Here is a 16989-nt window from a genome sequence, read left to right as displayed (position 1 = left end):
AGTACCCATTGTGACCGCGTACGGTTGTGGGACGGTCTTCGAATAAGGGTCGAAACGAGCGGTGGCGCGTGTCCACCGTACGTACTCCACAACGATCGCATCTGTGGCGTTTTCACCGATATCAACGTGGACCGTGTGGGACAAAAGCTAACACCACGACCGATACTCATACTCAACATTGAGTTTCCCTATGCAAAGTACCATTTCAAAATACTATTCAGATTCTAAACTTTCTGTAGTGATTGGATTCGTTTCGGCCCAAAATCATTCCTTATAAACGATATACGGATCGCTAAAAATTTAATATATTTTAAGTTAATGAAAACTATCAAATTTATGATTGTCTCAGCAGCGACGAAACAAAACTCCTTGCGAGTTGCCAAGATCGTTCGATTTCGGATGGACTCACACGGATTGCCGTAGTCGATTACTGATCAGCGACAGACCGTACGGTCGCTGACCGGTAGTTCCTTACAGTAAACCCTATCAGCCTGACCGAACACGGCTCGCTGGTGGGTGCGAGTACACCGGAAGGTCGGTTATATCTGCCTCGCGTACTCGCCGAGGAACGTCCCAACTTCGGGGAGCGTCGGAGACCTGCCGACCCTGATGAAGGCTCCAGCCACCGCGTTTCCGAGTGCCGTCGTCGCTTCGGCGTCGAATCCCTCCAACAGTCCGAGACAGACGCCGGCGTTGAAATGGTCGCCCGAACTGGTCACGATCTCCGGCTCTTCGATGTGGAGTGTCTCAACCAACGCTTGGTCGTCCGAACTGGTCATCGCTGACGCACGTGCACCGTGTGACACCACCGTATCGACGCCGACGACGTCGCGGGCGGCGGTGGCAAGATCGAGCATTGAGTCACCCGCCACCGATCCACCACCGCTCGTAACGAGTTCTTCAGTTTCACCGCGGTTCGCACTGAGTGTCACCGGAACCTGTCGGTTCAACGTCTGCAACGCTTCAAACCCGTCTACGAGCTGTGAATCCGGAAGGTGGCGGATGTCCGCCGGGTCGAAAACGACGTGCGCCGGCGGATCCGAGAGGGTCGGCCAGACGTCCTCCGCGAGTCCGGACAGAATCCCGGGCATGTCCGGAATCATCGACCAGTACCCCATCCCGAAGAGGTCAGCCTGCTCTAGGAGGGTTGCGAGTCGGTCGTGGCCCAGCCGTTTGTCCAGCAGGTCCCAGTCTAGTTTCCGGTAGTCACCGGTCTCAGTCAGGAGGAGTTTTCCGTCGTCAAACTCGACTGCATCGGTCGTGCCGGGGTCTCCGATCGAGTGCGTCGTGTACTCGGCGAAGGCCGACTCGAACTCCGACTCCATCGGAGTCCCAAACGTTCCGACCATGAGCGGGTCAAGCCCCCAGCGACCGAGCGTACGCGAGAGATGACACACGTGTCCCCCGGTTCGCGTCCCGCAGTCCATCCACTCGATCGCGACCGACGTCTCCGACGCCACGGAGTCGGTGATTCTCCTCCCCAGGGAATCCAGTTCCCGGATGAGCGACACCGAATCCCTGCTTTCGCGCTCCGAGATCATCTCGCGGACCGTGTCGATGATGCCGTCAAACCCGAAAAGGACCGTATGTTCCTGCGGATCCGTCGAGAAGTGCTCGCGGCAGGAGCGGACTGCCGTTCTCGTGTCACTCTTCGCGCGCTCTCTGTCTGCCATTGTCGGATAGCCACACGACCAGTCGTTAAATGAGTAGTGGTGCTCCGGGGAGCGAACGGGCGCGACAGCGTGTCCGAGCGGTCCCGTCTGACGTCCCGTCGAGGGTATCACCGGACGAGACCAGTCCGTGCGTAGCGGGCCAACCGGGACGCGGAACCACGACCGATTGGTCCGCTCTACGGTAGCGTTTCCAGGTCTCCACCTACCCGATCGCACGTGGTCGTGCGATCTGCCGAGTGATCAGTTGCAAGCGCTACGACACCCTCACTCCCCCACGGTAATCAGCCCCTTGACGACGCTCGGGTCCATTGCTCGCTCGAAAGCGTCGTCGATATCCGCGAGCGTGGATTCGAATTCGACAATCCCTTCCACATCAACGGCGCCATCACTCAGGAGGTCGATGGCTGCGGAGTAGGTGTTTTTGTATCGGAAGGATCCGAGAACGTCGAGTTCGTTGTCGATGATGTCGAGTACGTCGAACGGGACCGTCGCCTCGTTTGCGAGTCCGACCAAGACGACGGTGCCCCCCCGGTGGACCACCTCGAGCGTGGATTGAATGGACGAGACTGCACCGGACGCCTCGATGACGACATCGGCTCCGCCGTCGTCAGTATATCGGGTGACGGCCGCTTCCAGGTCGTCGTCCGCGACGTTGACCGCGAGATCGGCCCCCCGTTCGCGTGCGAACGCGAGCTTCTCATCGACGATGTCGGTCAGGATGATGTCGGTCGCGCCGGCCGCTCGGGCGGCTTCTAGCATCATCAATCCGATCGGCCCCGCACCGGTCACGAGTACGGTGTCGCCCGTGCCAACGTTGCCACGACGGCAGGCGTGGATGCCGACGGAAAGCGGTTCACAGAGGGCGCCCTCAGTGGTCGAGACGGTTGTCGGCAGTTTGTAGGCAAAATCCGCCGGCCAGGACACGTATTCGCTGAAGGACCCGTCGTGGGGCGGTGTCGCCATGAAACGGACGTCCTCACAGAGGTGGTAGTCACCTTCCATACAGTGACTGCATCGGCGACACGGGACACCGGGCTCGAGGGCCACGCGGTCACCTGGTTCGAGTGTGGTGGCGTTCTCACCGGTATCGACCACCTCCCCGGCACTCTCGTGACCGAGGACGAGCGGGTCTTCGACGACAATGTCCCCGATACGACCGTGTTCGTAGTAGTGCACGTCGGAGCCGCAGATACCCACTTCTCGTACGGCGACGAGGACGTCGTCCGGGCCTGGCGATGGTCGGGGTCGGTCTTGAAGCTCGAACTGGTGTGGTTCGACCAGCACCGCGGTTCTCATATGAGAATCTGTGTCATACAGGTATTAATAAATTTGGCAGACGGAACGGAGCCGCCGTGGTCGGCCGTGTCAGTGCCGTCACGGGAAGCGGGCAGGGACACCCCGACTCGCGGGAGATAACGGGTGTCGCATAGAGCTGTCGGCGAACTACCTCTGTTCGCTCACCGCGACTTGTCCCTCCGAATCGAGTTCCCGCTGGTGGATCGTCCGCCCGGTTTCCCCATCGAACAGGTGGACGTCTTTGTCCGGGATCTTTACTTTGATATACTCATCTTCAGTGATCGGACGCCTGCCGTCAGTCTCTACGACGAACGTCTGGTCGATTTCCTGTGCCTTCGGACGGAGATACACGTAGGCGATACTCCCCATCGGCTCGACGACGTCGACAACCGCCTCGAACTCGTAATCAACGTTCGGATCGTCGCGGAGCACGATGTCCTCCGGACGGGCGCCAAGCACGACCTCGTCGGTGTCGCCGACTGATGATTGCATCCGTGTAGTGAGTTCGTAATCGAACCCGTCGGCTCGAAGCGTTGTGTTTTCCATATGACCGTTGAAGAAGTTCATCGAGGGCGAGCCAATGAAGCCCGCGACGAACTGGTTTACCGGACGGTAGAAACAATCCACCGGCGTGCCGACCTGCTGGAGCTCACCGTGGTCGAGAACAACCAGCCGGTCTCCCATCGTCATCGCCTCGGTCTGGTCGTGCGTGACGTATAGCGTCGTCACGTCGAGGTCGTTCTGGAGACGATTTATTTCGGTACGCATTGTCGTCCGTAGTTTCGCGTCCAGGTTGGAGAGTGGTTCGTCCATCAGGAACACGTTCGGGTCGCGGACGATGGCCCGACCCAGCGCGACGCGTTGTTGTTGCCCGCCGGATAGCTCACCGGGCTTGTTGTCGAGTAAGTCGCCGATGCCCATCATCTCGGCGGTCTCAGTCACGTTCGTTTTGATCTCGGACGTCGAGAGCTCCGTCGACATTTTCAGCCCGAACGACATGTTCTCCTCGACGGTCATATTCGGGTACAGCGCGTAGTTCTGGAACACCATCGCGATGTCCCGTGCGCGCGGCCCGAACTGGTTGACGAGCGTGTCGCCGATGTAGACGTCACCCTCCGATTGGGTTTCGAGTCCGGCGACAATACGCATAAGCGTCGACTTGCCGCTCCCCGATGGCCCGACGAAGACCACGAACTCGCCGTCTTTGATGTCGAGAGAGACGTCGTCGACCGCGAGGATCGCGTCTCCGCCCTCTCCGAAGCGCTTCGTGACGCTGTCTAGCGTGATGGCTGCCATTTTGTTCCCCCCGTGGTGTGGCTGGGTAATGACTGTGACGGAAGTGCGCGTTGCGAGCAGTCCGTGTCGTCGGTAGTGTCTCTCATTCTTTGATCACCACGCCGAAGCTGAGTCCCGCCGCGAGGTACTTGTTCACCGCTATGAGGAAGATGGCGACGGGGATGATCATCGCCGTCGAGGCCGCCGCGAGCATCGACCACTCGATCGACCGCGAGCCGATGAACGAGTACACGAATAACGTCACCGGCACCGCATTGAAGCTCGTCAGCACGAGGCCGAACAACAGTTCGATCCACGCAAAGATGAAGCTGATGATCGCGACCGAGAAGATGCCGGGTTTGGCCGCCGGGAGGATGATCTTCAGGAACCCCTGGAAGCGGGTCGCGCCGTCGACGCGTGCGGCTTCCTCCAGCGTCTCGGGGATACCATCGAAGAACGCCTTCATCACCCACACGACCAGGGAGAGATTGATGCTGACGTACATGAGGACCATTCCGATCTTGCTGTCGAACAGGTTGAACTCCTGGAAGATAATGAAGAACGGGAGGACGACGGCGATGGGCGGGAGCATCCGCGACGAGAGGATCCACACGAGGACGTCCCTCTCTTTCGGGATGTCGTACCGCGAGAGGACGTATGCCGCCGGCACGCCGATCAGCAGGACGAGAACCACCGACGCCCCAACCATAAGCAGGCTGTTGGCGAACGCCGTCACGAAATCCGAACTCTGGACGAGCTGGAGATAGTTGTATACCGTCGGTAGGAAGATCCAGTCCGGCGGGAGGGAGTTCGCCTGCCCCGAGGGCTTCAGCGACATAGATGCGAGCCAGTACAGCGGGAACAACACGAGGAACGACCACGTGAGGAGAACGGCGTGGCGGGCAACCGTGACGAGCGTCTCACGCGTCCCCTTCTCGAACCGCTGTGACGACCCGGGTTCGGTGTCTGCTGTTGCCATCAGTCCCACACCCCCTCGAAGCCGACCTTTGCGATGACGATGTTCGCGATCGCGATGACAAAGACGAGGTAGACGACTGCAATCGCGGCTGCAACTCCCGGCGCGTTGTTGATGAACATCTGTTCGTAAATGTTGATGCTCACTAGCTGGGTGGCCGTCCCCGGCCCGCCCTGGGTCAGACCGTACACCACGCCGAACGTCCGGAACAGGTCGATCATCCTGATGAGGACGGCGACGAACACCACCGGCTTGATGTAGGGGATGATGACGTGAACGTAGCGCCGCCACAGCGGTGCGCCATCGACGCGCGACGCCTCGACCAGCGTGTCAGGCACCGACGAGAGGCCGGCGTAGAAGATGATGAACATGAACGGCGTCCAGTTCCACGTATCCAGCAGGATCACGGTCAGCAGTGGCAGGTCCGAGAGGAACGATGGCGCCGTCAACGGCGTCAACGTGTTGATCACGTACGGAATGACTCCGATCTCGCTGTTCAACATAATCCTGCCGATGGTCGCCAGTGAGACGGGGGCGACGGCCATCGGGAGGATGAACAGAACTCGGTAGAACGACTTGAGCCGGCTGGATTCGACTCCAGTCACGAAGGCAGCCAAAAAGAAACCGATGACACTCTCGAGCAACAGGGCACTGACAACGACGGTGACCGTGATGGCGAACGAGTTGATCGCGCCACCACGGGTGATCGCTGTCTCGTAGTGCTCCAGTCCGGCAAACTCCGACGCGAGGATGTTTACCGTGGGTTCTTCGATCAGGCTGAGGTACAGATCGTACGCACCGGGAAAGAAGGTGATCATCACCATCACCACCACCATCGGTGTTATCATCCAGTACGGCAGGTAGTCGTTCCACAGATCCCGGACTCGGGCGAGCCCCTGTCTGTTGGTCGTTTCCGTCTGTGTCTTTGTTGGTGTGCTCATAGACGCGTATTTGAAAAATTACCCCGGTACGATCATTCGGTCTGTGCCTCAGCTGTAGATGTCTTCGGCGGCTGCCGCTGCGTCTGTCATCGCCTCCTCGGCGGATTTCTGGCCCGCGATAGCTCTCTGGAGCTCCTCGGAGTACCGCTGTCCCCACTCGGGATATCTCCGGTCGAACGGGTCCGGCGACGAGACCTGCAGCGATTCGAGCGAGACCTGCGCGAAGTCCTCGCCGACTTGTGAGATGAAGTCGTCGTTCTCCCAGACGGACTGCCGCACGGAGAACACGGCGCCGTTCTCCGTGTGCATCCAGGTGTTGGTCGGCTCCGAGGTCGCCCACACCATGAACAGGAACGCCTGCTCGGAGTTGCTGGCGGCCTGCGATGTCGAAATCTGCCAATTAAACGCGTTGGGGTTCAGCTCGCCGCCTTCGGGCTTGGGTACTTTCGTGATTCGGACGGTGTCTTGAACACTCGATTCATCGCTTGTCAGGCCGCCCCAGAACAGGTTGGCATCGGCAACGATATGACCGGTGCGGCCCTCCTGCATTGTCGTTTGTACGTCTGACCACGCCTGACTCGATGCGCCCTGCGGACCATAGTCCTGGAGCAGGCTGGTGTAATACTCCGCTGCCTTGATGACGCCCTGGGTGTCAAGCCCCGAGTCGTTCGGGAACTCAGTCCAGAGTGTGGACCCCTCCTGGCGAAGGAGCGTGTTCAGGATGTAGATATTCATCCCGTAGCCCTTCAGCCCACGACCGGCAGTCCCGACGATGTCGGACTCCTCCTCGTGGATGACCTTGGCGTTCTCACGGTGATGCTGCCACGTCTCCGGGACCTCCAAGCCGTGTTTATCATAGAGGTCTTGCCGGTAGTACTGTGTCTGGACCTCGACCGTGATCGGCATTCCGGTCCAGGTGTCGCTGTAGCCCCCGCCGTGAGCCTGCCAGATCGACGACTCGAACAGGTCGTCCATGTCGTACCAGCTCTCGTCGAACATACTGCCGTCGTTGATGTACGGATCGAGGGGCTGAAGCCAATCTTCGTTACGGAACTGGTTGACGACCTGGTCCATGAAGAAGACGTCGAACTGTCCCGAACCGGTGCTGACGTCAGTCTGGCGCTTCGTCCGGAACTGGTTTTCCGGCAGAATGTTCCAGACGACATCGATCCCGGTGAGTTCCTCGAAGACGGGGATTGCGGGTTTTATGGCGTCAACCCATGGGTGTGAGACCGCGCCAATGTTGATCTGATCGCCTTCGAACTGCTGCCATTCGATGTCCGCGCTATCGTATTCGCTGAGTGGGATGGGGAGGTCCTCGGAGAATCCCGAGTCTCCTCCGCCGGATCCCTCAGTGGTGGATCCACCGCTGGTGGACCCACCGCTTGAGTCACCGCCCGAGTCACCGTCTGAGCCACCGCGGGTACAACCCGCGAGGGAGCTCAGGACGCCTAATCCCGTTACGCCTGCCGCTTTTAAATACTGCCGCCGTTTGTAATCGTCTGTCATACGTGCTCCGCTGGGGAATTAATAATGATTGTATATAAAACTTTGTCACGGCACGTTTAATAACTACCGTAGCGGAACCAGGGTAGTATAATGAACTGTAACCTCACGGGAAAGACGGCACTCGTCAGCGGATCGGGTCGAGGAATGGGACGGGCATCCGCCGAAGAACTGGCACGAAACGGGGCTGACGTCGTTGTCAACGACATCGACGAGACGGTGGTGAACGAGACGGCAGCGGACGTTCGCGACCTCGGTGTTGACGCCATCGGCGTCCCCGCGGACGTAAGCGACGAGGCGGAAGTCGCCGCGATGGTCGAGACCGCGGAAGATGAACTCGGACCGATCGACATCCTCGTCAACAATGCAGGTGTGGGCGACGCGGGACCGTTCCTGAACGAAGAGAACGACGGAACCTTCGACCTCAATCTAGACGTACACCTCGGCGGAGCGCTGAACTGCACCCGTGAAGTGCTGGACGGGATGGTGGAGCAGGGGTACGGGAAGATAATCAATTTCACATCGATCCACACCAAGAACGGCGTCGGGATGTCACCCGCATACGACGTCGCGAAGTACAGCCTCCTGGGGTTGACGAAAAGCCTCGCTCTCGAACTCGGGCGAGAGGGGATCCGAGTCAACGCTGTCGCCCCCGGGTGGGCCAACACGAGGCTAACTGAGGAGTTCAGCGACGCGGTCACCGAGCAGATTCTTGACAACAATCCGCTCGGACGGTTCGCTGAACCCGAGGAGGTCGCCGACGCGGTTGCGTTCCTGGCCGCCCCAGCGAGCGATTACGTCAACGGTCACGAACTCCGTGTCGACGGCGGACAGGTCCCCATCGACAGTTGGCAGCTGGATAGTCGATAGCCACACCGCCAGAACTCCGGTACTGTTTAGTTAGGGCTGAAATGGATGAAGACGGTAGAGTGACGACCTCGGAAACCCCCGCGCTTTCGACTTGATGTGCTCGCTGTGCTCCTCGTCGCTCACTACGTCCGCTCCTGCGGTGCCTACTTCGCGCGTCTGCGTCGAGAGCGCGGCCCCTTCCAGTCCCGCCCGTCGGTGGTTTTCGGGTCGGAAGTCGATTAACTAACCACGACCAGGACTCCGGTGCCAACTTTTATTTTCCGGGTCCGATCATATCAAACCGAGGTTTGATTGTGCGAACGACTCACTCGTGTTTGGTGAAGGCCGACGCCTCCTGTCACTCTCAGGGTACCCCGAGTTCCACGATAAAATGATAGATATGTCACATATAAAGAGTACTGATACCCGAACCGAAACAAGAATTAGTTCCTGTCAGCGGGGACAGCAGTGCGAGTAGCATCACTGACGGACGCCGGGGAGATGGAAGTCCGGGAGAAGGAACGGCCGGAACCGGGGCCGAACGACGTAGTGTTGCGTGTCGGTGCGTGCGGCGTCTGTGCGACTGACCTGCACATGTTCCGCGGTTCCTTTGCCGTCGATTTCCCGGTAGTGCTCGGGCACGAGAGCGCCGGAACCATCGTCGAAGTCGGTGACAGCGTCGATGGAGCGGCGCCCGGCGACCGCGTCACGGTGAACCCGGTGGTGCCGTGTTACAACTGCTCGTACTGCAAGCGAGGGAAGACCAACCTCTGTGAGAACGCGGCCTCGATCGGCGGTGCGGGGGATCGCATCATCGACGGTTCGTTCGCCGAGTACGTCCGAGCCCCCGCGGGCAATGTGGAGCAGATTGGCGACCTACCCTTCCGTCACGCAGCGCTCGCCGAACCACTGGCGTGCTGTATTCACGCCGCTGACCGGAGCGGAGTCGGTCAGGCCGACAGTGTCGCGCTGATCGGGGCGGGGCCGATCGGTCTCCTGATGTTACAGACGCTCAGGAACCGTGGCGCGAGTCCGATTGCGGTGTCGGAACTCAACCCGAAACGGCGTGAAATCGCGAAGGAGATGGGTGCCGACCTCGTTGTCGATCCCGAAGCCGGCGACCCCGTCGAAACCATCAGGGAAGAGATCGGTGACGTCGACGCTGGCATCGAAGTCGTCGGATTGGTGCCGACGATCCGACAGGCGTACGACGTGACGGCTGCGGGTGGGACTACCCTCATCGTGGGCGTCCCGAAACAGGACGCCACGATGGAGATTAATCCGTTCGAAATTTATTATAACGATCTCGATATCAGGGGGACCTTCGCTCTCACACACGAGACGTTTGAGGAGGCAGTGACACTACTGCAGCACGGCCGTATCGACGCCGATCCGCTCGTTACTGAAGAGATCGGTCTCGGGGAGATTCCGTCCGCGTTTGAACAGATGGAAAGTAACCACGGACTTAAGAAGGTCGTCCTCCCGGGTGAGGGCGACCCAACGGTTTGATCTGCGGTTTACCTTTCAGTTCGGATCTCCGCGACGAACTGCCGCATCAACTGCTCGTGAGTGCGTCGTCGGTAAGTCGTGGCGGAGCCACTTCAGGAGAGCGAGACCGGGCCATTACTCGCGTTCGACCGTGTCGATCGATTCCGGTTTGAGAAGCGCTGTACTCGACTCATCCGAATGTGTCCTCAACGAGTTCCGTCCCGTCGAACAGGTCGCGGAACGGTTCCGGGACGCGTGCGTCGGTGACCAGGAGGTCGATGTCGTCGATCGAGCCGAACTGCCGGAAACTCCGCTCGCCGAACTTTTCGGTGGCAGTCACGACGGCAACCCGGCTGGTATTGGCCATCACCAGGCGTTTGAGTGCCGCTTCGGACTCGTTTGGCGTTGAGAGCTCCCCGTCCTCGGAGATCCCGTTGACACCGAGGAAGCCGAGGTCGAAATTCGAGTTTCTGATGTAAGCTTCGGCCGTCGGGCCAACCAGAGCCTTCGTTTCGGGGCGATACTGGCCGCCAGTCAATTTGACAGTTTCTTCCCCTTCGGCGAGTCGAGACAGCAATAACGGCGAGTTGGTGACGAAGACGTTTGATAGGTCCTCGGGGGTCTTCTTCGCCGCTTGCATCGTCGTTGTCCCCGCATCGAAGTAGACGACCTGTCCCTCCTGAATTTCCCTGACGGCTCGTTCCCCGATCGGTCGTTTCCGCTCGAGATTATGGACAACCCGCTGGTTGAATGGCTGTTCGACGCCAACGTTCGTTACCGGGACGGCGCCGCCGTGAGTACGTTCAACGAGGTCTCGCTCGGCAAGAGCCGACAGGTCGCGCCTGATAGTCGACGACGATACCTCGAGGCGTGCGGCGAGTTCGTCGACCGACAATCCATCGTGTTGCGTGACAAGATCCGCAATAGTGCGACGGCGCTGCTCGGGTGTGGTCATCCGATGATAGAACGGGAGTTGAGCGCTTGTCTCATCGATACACGTAACATAGAGACGGGTACGTGTGACCGTTACTTAGTCTTCTCCCCTGCCGGAAACGGGTTTGGCATCCGTGCCCCAAACCTCGTCGACTTCGGCGCCTTCGTGGACGATCCGCATTAGCGCACCGACAGTCCGTTCGGGATCCTCGGACTTCCAGATGGTTCGCCCGATCATCAGCCCGCGCGCACCGGCGTCCATTGCCCCCTCGACGGATTCGAGCATTCCTCGGGTGGTTCCGGTTGCGGCGCCGCCGAGGATCATCACCGGAACGGGCGCGTTCTCGACCAGGGGCTCGAACGACTCGACACTCCCAGTGTACGGCGCTTTCAAGATGTCAGCTCCAAACTCCCAACCCATGCGAAGTGCGTCAACGACGTAGTCCGGGTCCGTCCCCAACTGGTCGGGGATCCGTTCGCCCCACATCACGGGTTCGACGACTAGCGGGACGCCCGTACCACGTAACTCCTCGGCGAGTTGACTGATGTACTCGACGTTACGCCGGAACGTCTCGTCGTCGTCGCGGCCGAACACGAGGACAGTCTTCACTCCGACGGGGTCAAGTTGTGTAAGGAACTCGACGTCGAACGCTGGCGTCCAGATGTCCTGGCCGTGGTCACGACCAGGACTGGTTGACCAGGTCACTACATCTGCGGTGAGGACGACGTCGACGTCTGCAGCCTCCAATCGCTCCGAGTAATGACGGGCAAAGTGCGGCCCAACAAGCACAGCGTCCGGTTCACCGCGTAGCACTGTTTCGAGGGTCTCCGCCGGGTCTTCGAAGCCCTCAGGTGCTGCAAGGCTGAGTCCGTGGTCTAACGCTACAACTACTGCGTTCCCCGAAGGGGTGTCTAAAAGCTCGGCGGTCTCCATTGTCTTCCGGTTAATGAACTGGGTCCACCTATATAAATTCTCACTCGCTCCGGTATCAAAAGGATCGCGCGGCCGGAGCGATACTAGATACTATTTTTCAGCAGGTAGTTCGTCGTTGGACTGATTATTAGTTAATAATAATAATTAATTTAACGTCTTTCAAGTCAATATTTAGTTTGCTAGTATATTCTATCAGTATTGTCCGTTCACAATCGCGTTACCTAATCGGCTAAAGCGGAAGTTAGTATCGTACCCTAGTGATTGTTATTACTTGCTCAGTTGTTAATTCAAAGTATTTCGCTCAAAATATCTCTCTAATTGCACTGGTTCGTTACATTCATTCAGGCCTCTGTTTGTCAAGCAGTATCGACCACATCGGTCGCATTCTTCAAAATATAAATATGCTTGGGGCTTGCATTACGGTTATACGATTGTAATTTTGTGAATATTCAACCACCGAGGACGGGTACTGAGATTTTCCTGGACCGATCGTCTGTGAGGAACGTCAGGGAGGCAGATGCAAACAGCCGTGTGGGTGATGATGTTTGGACGGTTCAAGATTTCAGTACCCAGCCGGGAAAGTATATTCTATCTCCGTTTCTATGTCAGTAAAATTATTTATACTTTCGAGATTCCAGTGGAATGAACCGAATGCGTTCACCGCTTCGACGAGTGAGTGTTACAGCGGTAGTTCATCCGACCCGAAAATCGTATTTTGTCGAATGTTCGTATCGGGGCACCGAGTGTAGCACCAGTTCCGTTAGAAAGAAGAGGGTACGGGTCTACTGTCAGTTGCTTGGTGTTGATCTATAGGTTCGAATAATAAAATATCTTTACATTACATATCAAATACCTTTCCAGGCAAATATTCATTATACGATGAGTTGCTCTCGAATAGGATCCGAGTGGCCTCAGTGTTTCACTCGTTCTACCCGCTCTGATTCTGGTATCCATAATTCTGCACGTACGTTGTGAACTACACTTTTCAATATTTTATATAAGTTCAAAAACAGTTGGATGGTGCAGCGATCGATATCGGCAATGGACGGCATCCGTTGCGGACTCCGGTATGTGCTGCTCGTCGACGTGACGCCGGCCGGTGGAGGCCGGCCCCGGTCGAAGCCACTGCCGTCGGCAACCCGTTGACACGGCCCGTCGGGATCGGACCGTTCCCCGATCTGAGCTCCGGGCGTGACCTGACAGGCCGTCCTTCTGAAAAGAACCCACGAACCAGGCTGTGGCTGGTCCAATACAACGGAGCGGATGCGGGCGTTGGTCGAAGTCCCGGCGTGTCGGACTCCCCGAGAGTCCGTCACTGGGCGGTGTAGCCGCCGTCGATCACCACCGTGGTACCAGTCATGTACGAGGAGGCGTCGGAAGCGAGATACACCACCAGTTCGCGCAGTTCTTCCGGCCGCCCGAGCCGCCTCAGCGGCGTGTTCTCGATCCAGGTTTCCTCCATCTCGGGGTTGTTCGCAAGGACGTCGTCGACGAGTTCAGTCCGCATATACCCGGGGGCGATGGCGTTCACCCGGACCCCGCGGTCGGCCCACTCGACGGCCAGCGACTTCGTGAGCATCGAAACACCGGCTTTCGTGACGTTGTAGCTGGCCTGTTTCTGCGGCAGGTTAACGTCGAACGCCGACATCGACGACACGTTGACGATCCGTCCTTGCCCACGATCGAGCATCTGCCGACCGACGTGTTTGGCACACAGGAAGACGCCGTCGAGGTTCACCGACAGGACCCGCTGCCAGGATTCGAGGCTCGTCTCCTCGGCCGGAGCGTTCTCGACGACGCCGGCGTTGTTGATCAGGACATCGACCGGACCGAGTCGCTCCGTCACCGACTCGACCATCTGGCGGACCGACACCTCGTCGGTGACGTCGGTTTCGATGGCGGTCACCTCGGTTTCCCCATCAAGCTCGGCGGCCGTGTCGACGGCCTTCTCGTGGTTCAGGTCGACGATCGCGACGTCCGCGCCCATCTCCGCGAGGCCCGCCGCCATCTGCCTGCCCAGTCCCTGTGCCGCGCCGGTCACGACGGCCACCTCCCCGTCGAGCGAGAAGCGTTCCAGTAGGCCCATACGCGGGTAGTTCTTGACCTGTCGAATTAAATCTACGCGAGGCGATCCGGTCGACGGTGGTTCCGTCGGGTTCTGAGGACGGGTGAGTCGTGCCCCCCGACGGAGGTGCGGTCGGGTGGTTGCTGAGTGCCACCGCGGCTATGCGGATCACGGGCAACGAACCGTCCGCGGTCCCCCCACGGCGGGTACTGCTCAGGATTAGGACCGGCGGAGATCGCCGCTGGGGAAAGCGGAGCATCGGGGACCAGCGGGACACGGTCCGTGCTGTGGCCTGGGGGTGGGAGGAGTGGTGGAACGGCTCCTCCTCGGACGGCGTACCACCGGTGAAACCGCTACCGGAGCGCCTGGCTTCCGGGCGGCCCGATCCTGAGGAGCGGACTGTTGGGGGTTGACCACGCGCTGTGTGACATCTGGATCGGAACGACGACACGCCGAGCACGAGTTGCTCGGCGGATACGTCCGAGTAACAAATCCAGTTTACACTCCTCGCACCGCCGGGCGTTTTCCGCACGTTTAACCGGGAGTATCGCGTCGTGGCACGGTATGAACCGACCGAGCCGACGCGCGGTGGTCGCGACGCTCGCCGCTGTTCTCGGCGCCACCGTGGGGATCGCCGGTGTGGGGCATCTCTACCTCCGGCGGTGGCGGCGGGCCGCGGTGTGGTTTGTAGTGGTCGTCGGGGCGGCGCTCGCCCTGCTCGTCGCGTTCGTCCTTCCGGGGATGGGCGGATTCGGCGACCCCGGCGCGGTCGCCACGCTTGATCCGTCGGCGCTCCCCAGCGTCGTCGTCTGGCCGGTGTTTGCGCTGTTGCTGCTTAGCACTCTGGACGCCCACCGGCTCGCAACCGTCCCGAAAGCGGCGGCCGGCGACACCCCGGCGTGTCCGTCCTGTGGGAAGGAACTCGACCGCCAGATCGACTTCTGTCCGTGGTGTACGGCCGAACTGGAGTGGGTCGACCCCGACGCCGCCGACGAATAGCACAACCGGCGTGGTGCGCGCTACTTTTCGATGATACTCTCCTCGACGGCCTCGCCGAAGTGGCGCGCGGTCCGCTCGTAGAACAGCAGCACCTCGTCACCCGCTTCCAGATCGGTCACCGCGGTTCGGCCCTCGCGGGTGTGGATCTTGATCGTCTCGGCGTTCTGGAGCAGCGTCTCCACCCGGTCGCCGTCGATCTCGGCCTCGACCCGGAACATGGGCCGCTTCTCGATCTTCACGCGGCCGACAACGGCCTCGCGGGTCCCACCCTCACTATCGACGACCTGGACCTCGTCGCCACTTCCCAGCCCTGAGAGGTAGGTGGTCCCGCCACCGGGCGTCCGGGCGTACGCGTGGACCGCACCGGCGTTCACGCGGAACGGCCGGGAGGCGACGTACGGCGACTCCGCGGTCTCGGCGTGGACGAAGAACAGCCCGCGGCCCATACTCCCCACCAACATCCCCTCGTCGTGCTCCATCAGACTCCCGGTGTCGACACAGACTCGATCCGCCATCCCCGCGCGTTCGACGTCGGTCACGGTTGCCCACTGGAGGTCGAGTGTCTCCCGTTCGGCGTTGTCGCGCACTTCGACAGTCCTTCTGATCTCGTCGGGATCGTCGGAGTCGAGCAGCACCCCGTCGGCGCCGATCTCGAGCGTCTCGAACGCGGTTTCTGCTTCTTCGGCGGAGGTGACGCCCGCGATCAGGTCGGTCTCCTCGCCGATCCGCGCGATGAGGTTCTCAAGCGGGATGATCGTCCAGTCGTCGCCGATCACGATGGTGTAGTCGGCGTCGGTGGCGGCCTCCTCGGCGAACGCTTCGTACTCTTCGGCGCGGATCCGGACGTACGCCCCCTTGGCCCGGTTATCCGTCCGCCGGAGGGTGGTGAGGTCCGCCGACCCCGAGAAGTCGGTCGGGAGGTCGACAGTGCCGTCGCCCTCACCGTGCTTGCCTACGACGTGCGCGTCGGGGCCGGCGTCCCCGTCCGTGCCACCCAACTCCGCGGCGTCCACTGGACTGTCATCGGCCGCGTCGCTGCCGTCACTGTCACCGCCCACATCGTCGATGAGGGTGGTCTCAGCGGTCGTGTGGAACGCCGCAACCGACACGTCGCCGAGGTCCCGGACACGCCCGACGTCGGCCTCGTCGACGAGTACCCAGTCGACGCCCGCTTCGAGCCCCGCGGTGATCCGCCGCTTCCGTGTCTCCCAGTCGCCGACCGCGTTGTCGGCCTTCAGCCAGACGCTTCGTGTCATCTTGTGCGAAGCAACTCGGGGAGCGCGCTTGAACGTGGCGACTCTGCGGAGGGGGCGGAGGTTCGGTCACCCGGTCGGGCCACCGCCGTCGACCACCGAGACTGAGTCGGGGGCCGCGGGCTCGCCCTCTGGGTCGTTGAGCCGACGGTGGTACCACACCACGTCGTGCCACTCGCCCAGTTTGAATCCCGACGCCGGGAAGGTGCCCACCCGCTCGAACCCCTGACTCTCGTGGAACGCCACGCTCCCGGGGTTCGGTGTCGCGATCGCGGCGTACGCCGAACAGTACCCCTGCCGCCCGAGCGTGCCGAGCAACCGGTCGTAGAGCCGGCGCCCGACCCCCGCGCGGTGGCTGTCGGGCGCGACGTAGACGGAGGTCTCGGCCGCCCACCGGTACGCAGCCCGGTCGCGGAGCCGGCCGGCGTACGCGTAGCCGACGACCTCGCGTTCCCCGGAGCCGACGGCCGCCACGTACCACGGATACTCGTCTTCGGCCCGGGTCTCGCGGATCTCCTCGGCCATCTCGTCGACGGAGGGCACCTCGGTTCGGAACGTCACCGGCGAGTCGCGGACGAACGGGGCGTAGATCGCGCGGACGCCGGACGCGTCGTCGGGGCGGGCCGGACGGATCGTGACGGGGGCGTCGGCCGGGGTCGTGCCCTCGAGGTCGCTGCCGATGTTGTCGCCACCCGGAGGGGCGTCGTCGTGCATACCGAACGGGAGGCGTCGGCGGATAACCGGTGTTGCGGTTCGGGATGGCTGTCTCGACCCCTCGGGCGTTGACCGCGGAGGGTGAGC

Annotated in this window: 14 protein-coding genes; 3 read left to right on the top strand and 11 right to left on the bottom strand. The window is 60.6% G+C overall.

Annotation, left to right across the window (positions count from 1 at the left end; genetic code table 11):
- Positions 1 to 539: 539 nt before the first annotated feature.
- The 6 genes from IEX72_RS10740 to IEX72_RS10715 form a co-directional block, all read right to left on the bottom strand.
- On the bottom strand, positions 540 to 1673 hold the full coding sequence (locus IEX72_RS10740; protein WP_188787389.1) for a PfkB family carbohydrate kinase: 1134 nt from the start codon (positions 1671 to 1673) through the stop codon (positions 540 to 542).
- 264 nt (positions 1674 to 1937) lie between these two features.
- A complete protein-coding gene (locus IEX72_RS10735) occupies positions 1938 to 2969 on the bottom strand; it encodes an NAD(P)-dependent alcohol dehydrogenase (RefSeq protein WP_188787388.1) in 1032 nt (343 codons plus the stop codon).
- A 147-nt stretch (positions 2970 to 3116) separates the two neighbouring features.
- Positions 3117 to 4265, bottom strand: coding sequence for an ABC transporter ATP-binding protein (locus IEX72_RS10730; protein ID WP_188787387.1), 1149 nt, complete (start codon positions 4263 to 4265; stop codon positions 3117 to 3119).
- Between the two features lie 82 nt (positions 4266 to 4347).
- Positions 4348 to 5223 carry a carbohydrate ABC transporter permease gene (locus IEX72_RS10725; RefSeq protein WP_188787386.1) on the bottom strand — a complete coding sequence of 292 codons (876 nt, stop codon included), beginning with the start codon at positions 5221 to 5223 and terminating at the stop codon, positions 4348 to 4350.
- Positions 5223 to 6161, bottom strand: a complete 939-nt coding sequence (locus IEX72_RS10720; protein ID WP_188787385.1) for a carbohydrate ABC transporter permease — start codon at positions 6159 to 6161, stop codon at positions 5223 to 5225. Before IEX72_RS10720 ends, IEX72_RS10725 begins: the two co-directional genes overlap by 1 nt.
- Positions 6162 to 6209: 48 nt before the next feature.
- Complete coding sequence (locus tag IEX72_RS10715; RefSeq protein ID WP_188787384.1) at positions 6210 to 7670, bottom strand: extracellular solute-binding protein; 1461 nt, start codon at positions 7668 to 7670, stop codon at positions 6210 to 6212.
- Between the two features lie 90 nt (positions 7671 to 7760).
- Here IEX72_RS10715 and IEX72_RS10710 point away from each other — a divergent pair, with 90 nt between their 5' ends.
- Complete coding sequence (locus IEX72_RS10710) at positions 7761 to 8537, top strand: SDR family NAD(P)-dependent oxidoreductase (RefSeq protein WP_188787383.1); 777 nt, start codon at positions 7761 to 7763, stop codon at positions 8535 to 8537.
- A 447-nt stretch (positions 8538 to 8984) separates the two neighbouring features.
- A complete protein-coding gene (locus tag IEX72_RS10705; protein WP_188787382.1) occupies positions 8985 to 10025 on the top strand; it encodes a zinc-dependent alcohol dehydrogenase family protein in 1041 nt (346 codons plus the stop codon).
- A 169-nt stretch (positions 10026 to 10194) separates the two neighbouring features.
- Here IEX72_RS10705 and glpR read toward each other — a convergent pair whose 3' ends face one another.
- The 3 genes from glpR to IEX72_RS10690 all read right to left on the bottom strand — a co-directional run bounded on the left by glpR (position 10195) and on the right by IEX72_RS10690 (position 13957).
- Positions 10195 to 10959: an HTH-type transcriptional regulator GlpR gene (gene glpR / locus IEX72_RS10700; RefSeq protein WP_188787381.1), complete on the bottom strand. Its 765-nt coding sequence runs from the start codon at positions 10957 to 10959 to the stop codon at positions 10195 to 10197.
- A 75-nt stretch (positions 10960 to 11034) separates the two neighbouring features.
- Positions 11035 to 11871 carry a class I fructose-bisphosphate aldolase gene (locus IEX72_RS10695; RefSeq protein WP_188787380.1) on the bottom strand — a complete coding sequence of 279 codons (837 nt, stop codon included), beginning with the start codon at positions 11869 to 11871 and terminating at the stop codon, positions 11035 to 11037.
- 1312 nt (positions 11872 to 13183) lie between these two features.
- Positions 13184 to 13957 (bottom strand): SDR family NAD(P)-dependent oxidoreductase, encoded by a 774-nt coding sequence (locus IEX72_RS10690; RefSeq protein ID WP_188787379.1) that lies wholly within the window; start codon positions 13955 to 13957, stop codon positions 13184 to 13186.
- A gap of 543 nt (positions 13958 to 14500) precedes the next feature.
- On the opposite strand from IEX72_RS10690, the gene IEX72_RS10685 reads away from it, so the two are divergent.
- Complete coding sequence (locus IEX72_RS10685) at positions 14501 to 14935, top strand: DUF7575 domain-containing protein (RefSeq protein WP_188787378.1); 435 nt, start codon at positions 14501 to 14503, stop codon at positions 14933 to 14935.
- A 20-nt stretch (positions 14936 to 14955) separates the two neighbouring features.
- Here the strand turns inward: IEX72_RS10685 and IEX72_RS10680 are convergent, their stop codons facing one another.
- Both IEX72_RS10680 and IEX72_RS10675 read right to left on the bottom strand, forming a co-directional pair.
- Positions 14956 to 16191 carry a 3-dehydroquinate synthase II gene (locus IEX72_RS10680; protein WP_188787377.1) on the bottom strand — a complete coding sequence of 412 codons (1236 nt, stop codon included), beginning with the start codon at positions 16189 to 16191 and terminating at the stop codon, positions 14956 to 14958.
- A 66-nt stretch (positions 16192 to 16257) separates the two neighbouring features.
- Positions 16258 to 16902, bottom strand: coding sequence for a GNAT family N-acetyltransferase (locus IEX72_RS10675; RefSeq protein ID WP_188787376.1), 645 nt, complete (start codon positions 16900 to 16902; stop codon positions 16258 to 16260).
- Between the last annotated feature and the right edge of the window lie 87 nt (positions 16903 to 16989).

This window comes from Halobellus salinus (assembly GCF_014646875.1).
Classification (GTDB): domain Archaea; phylum Halobacteriota; class Halobacteria; order Halobacteriales; family Haloferacaceae; genus Haloquadratum; species Haloquadratum salinum.
Note: the sequence above shows the minus strand (reverse complement) of the source record. Positions and strands in the feature narration are given on the sequence as shown.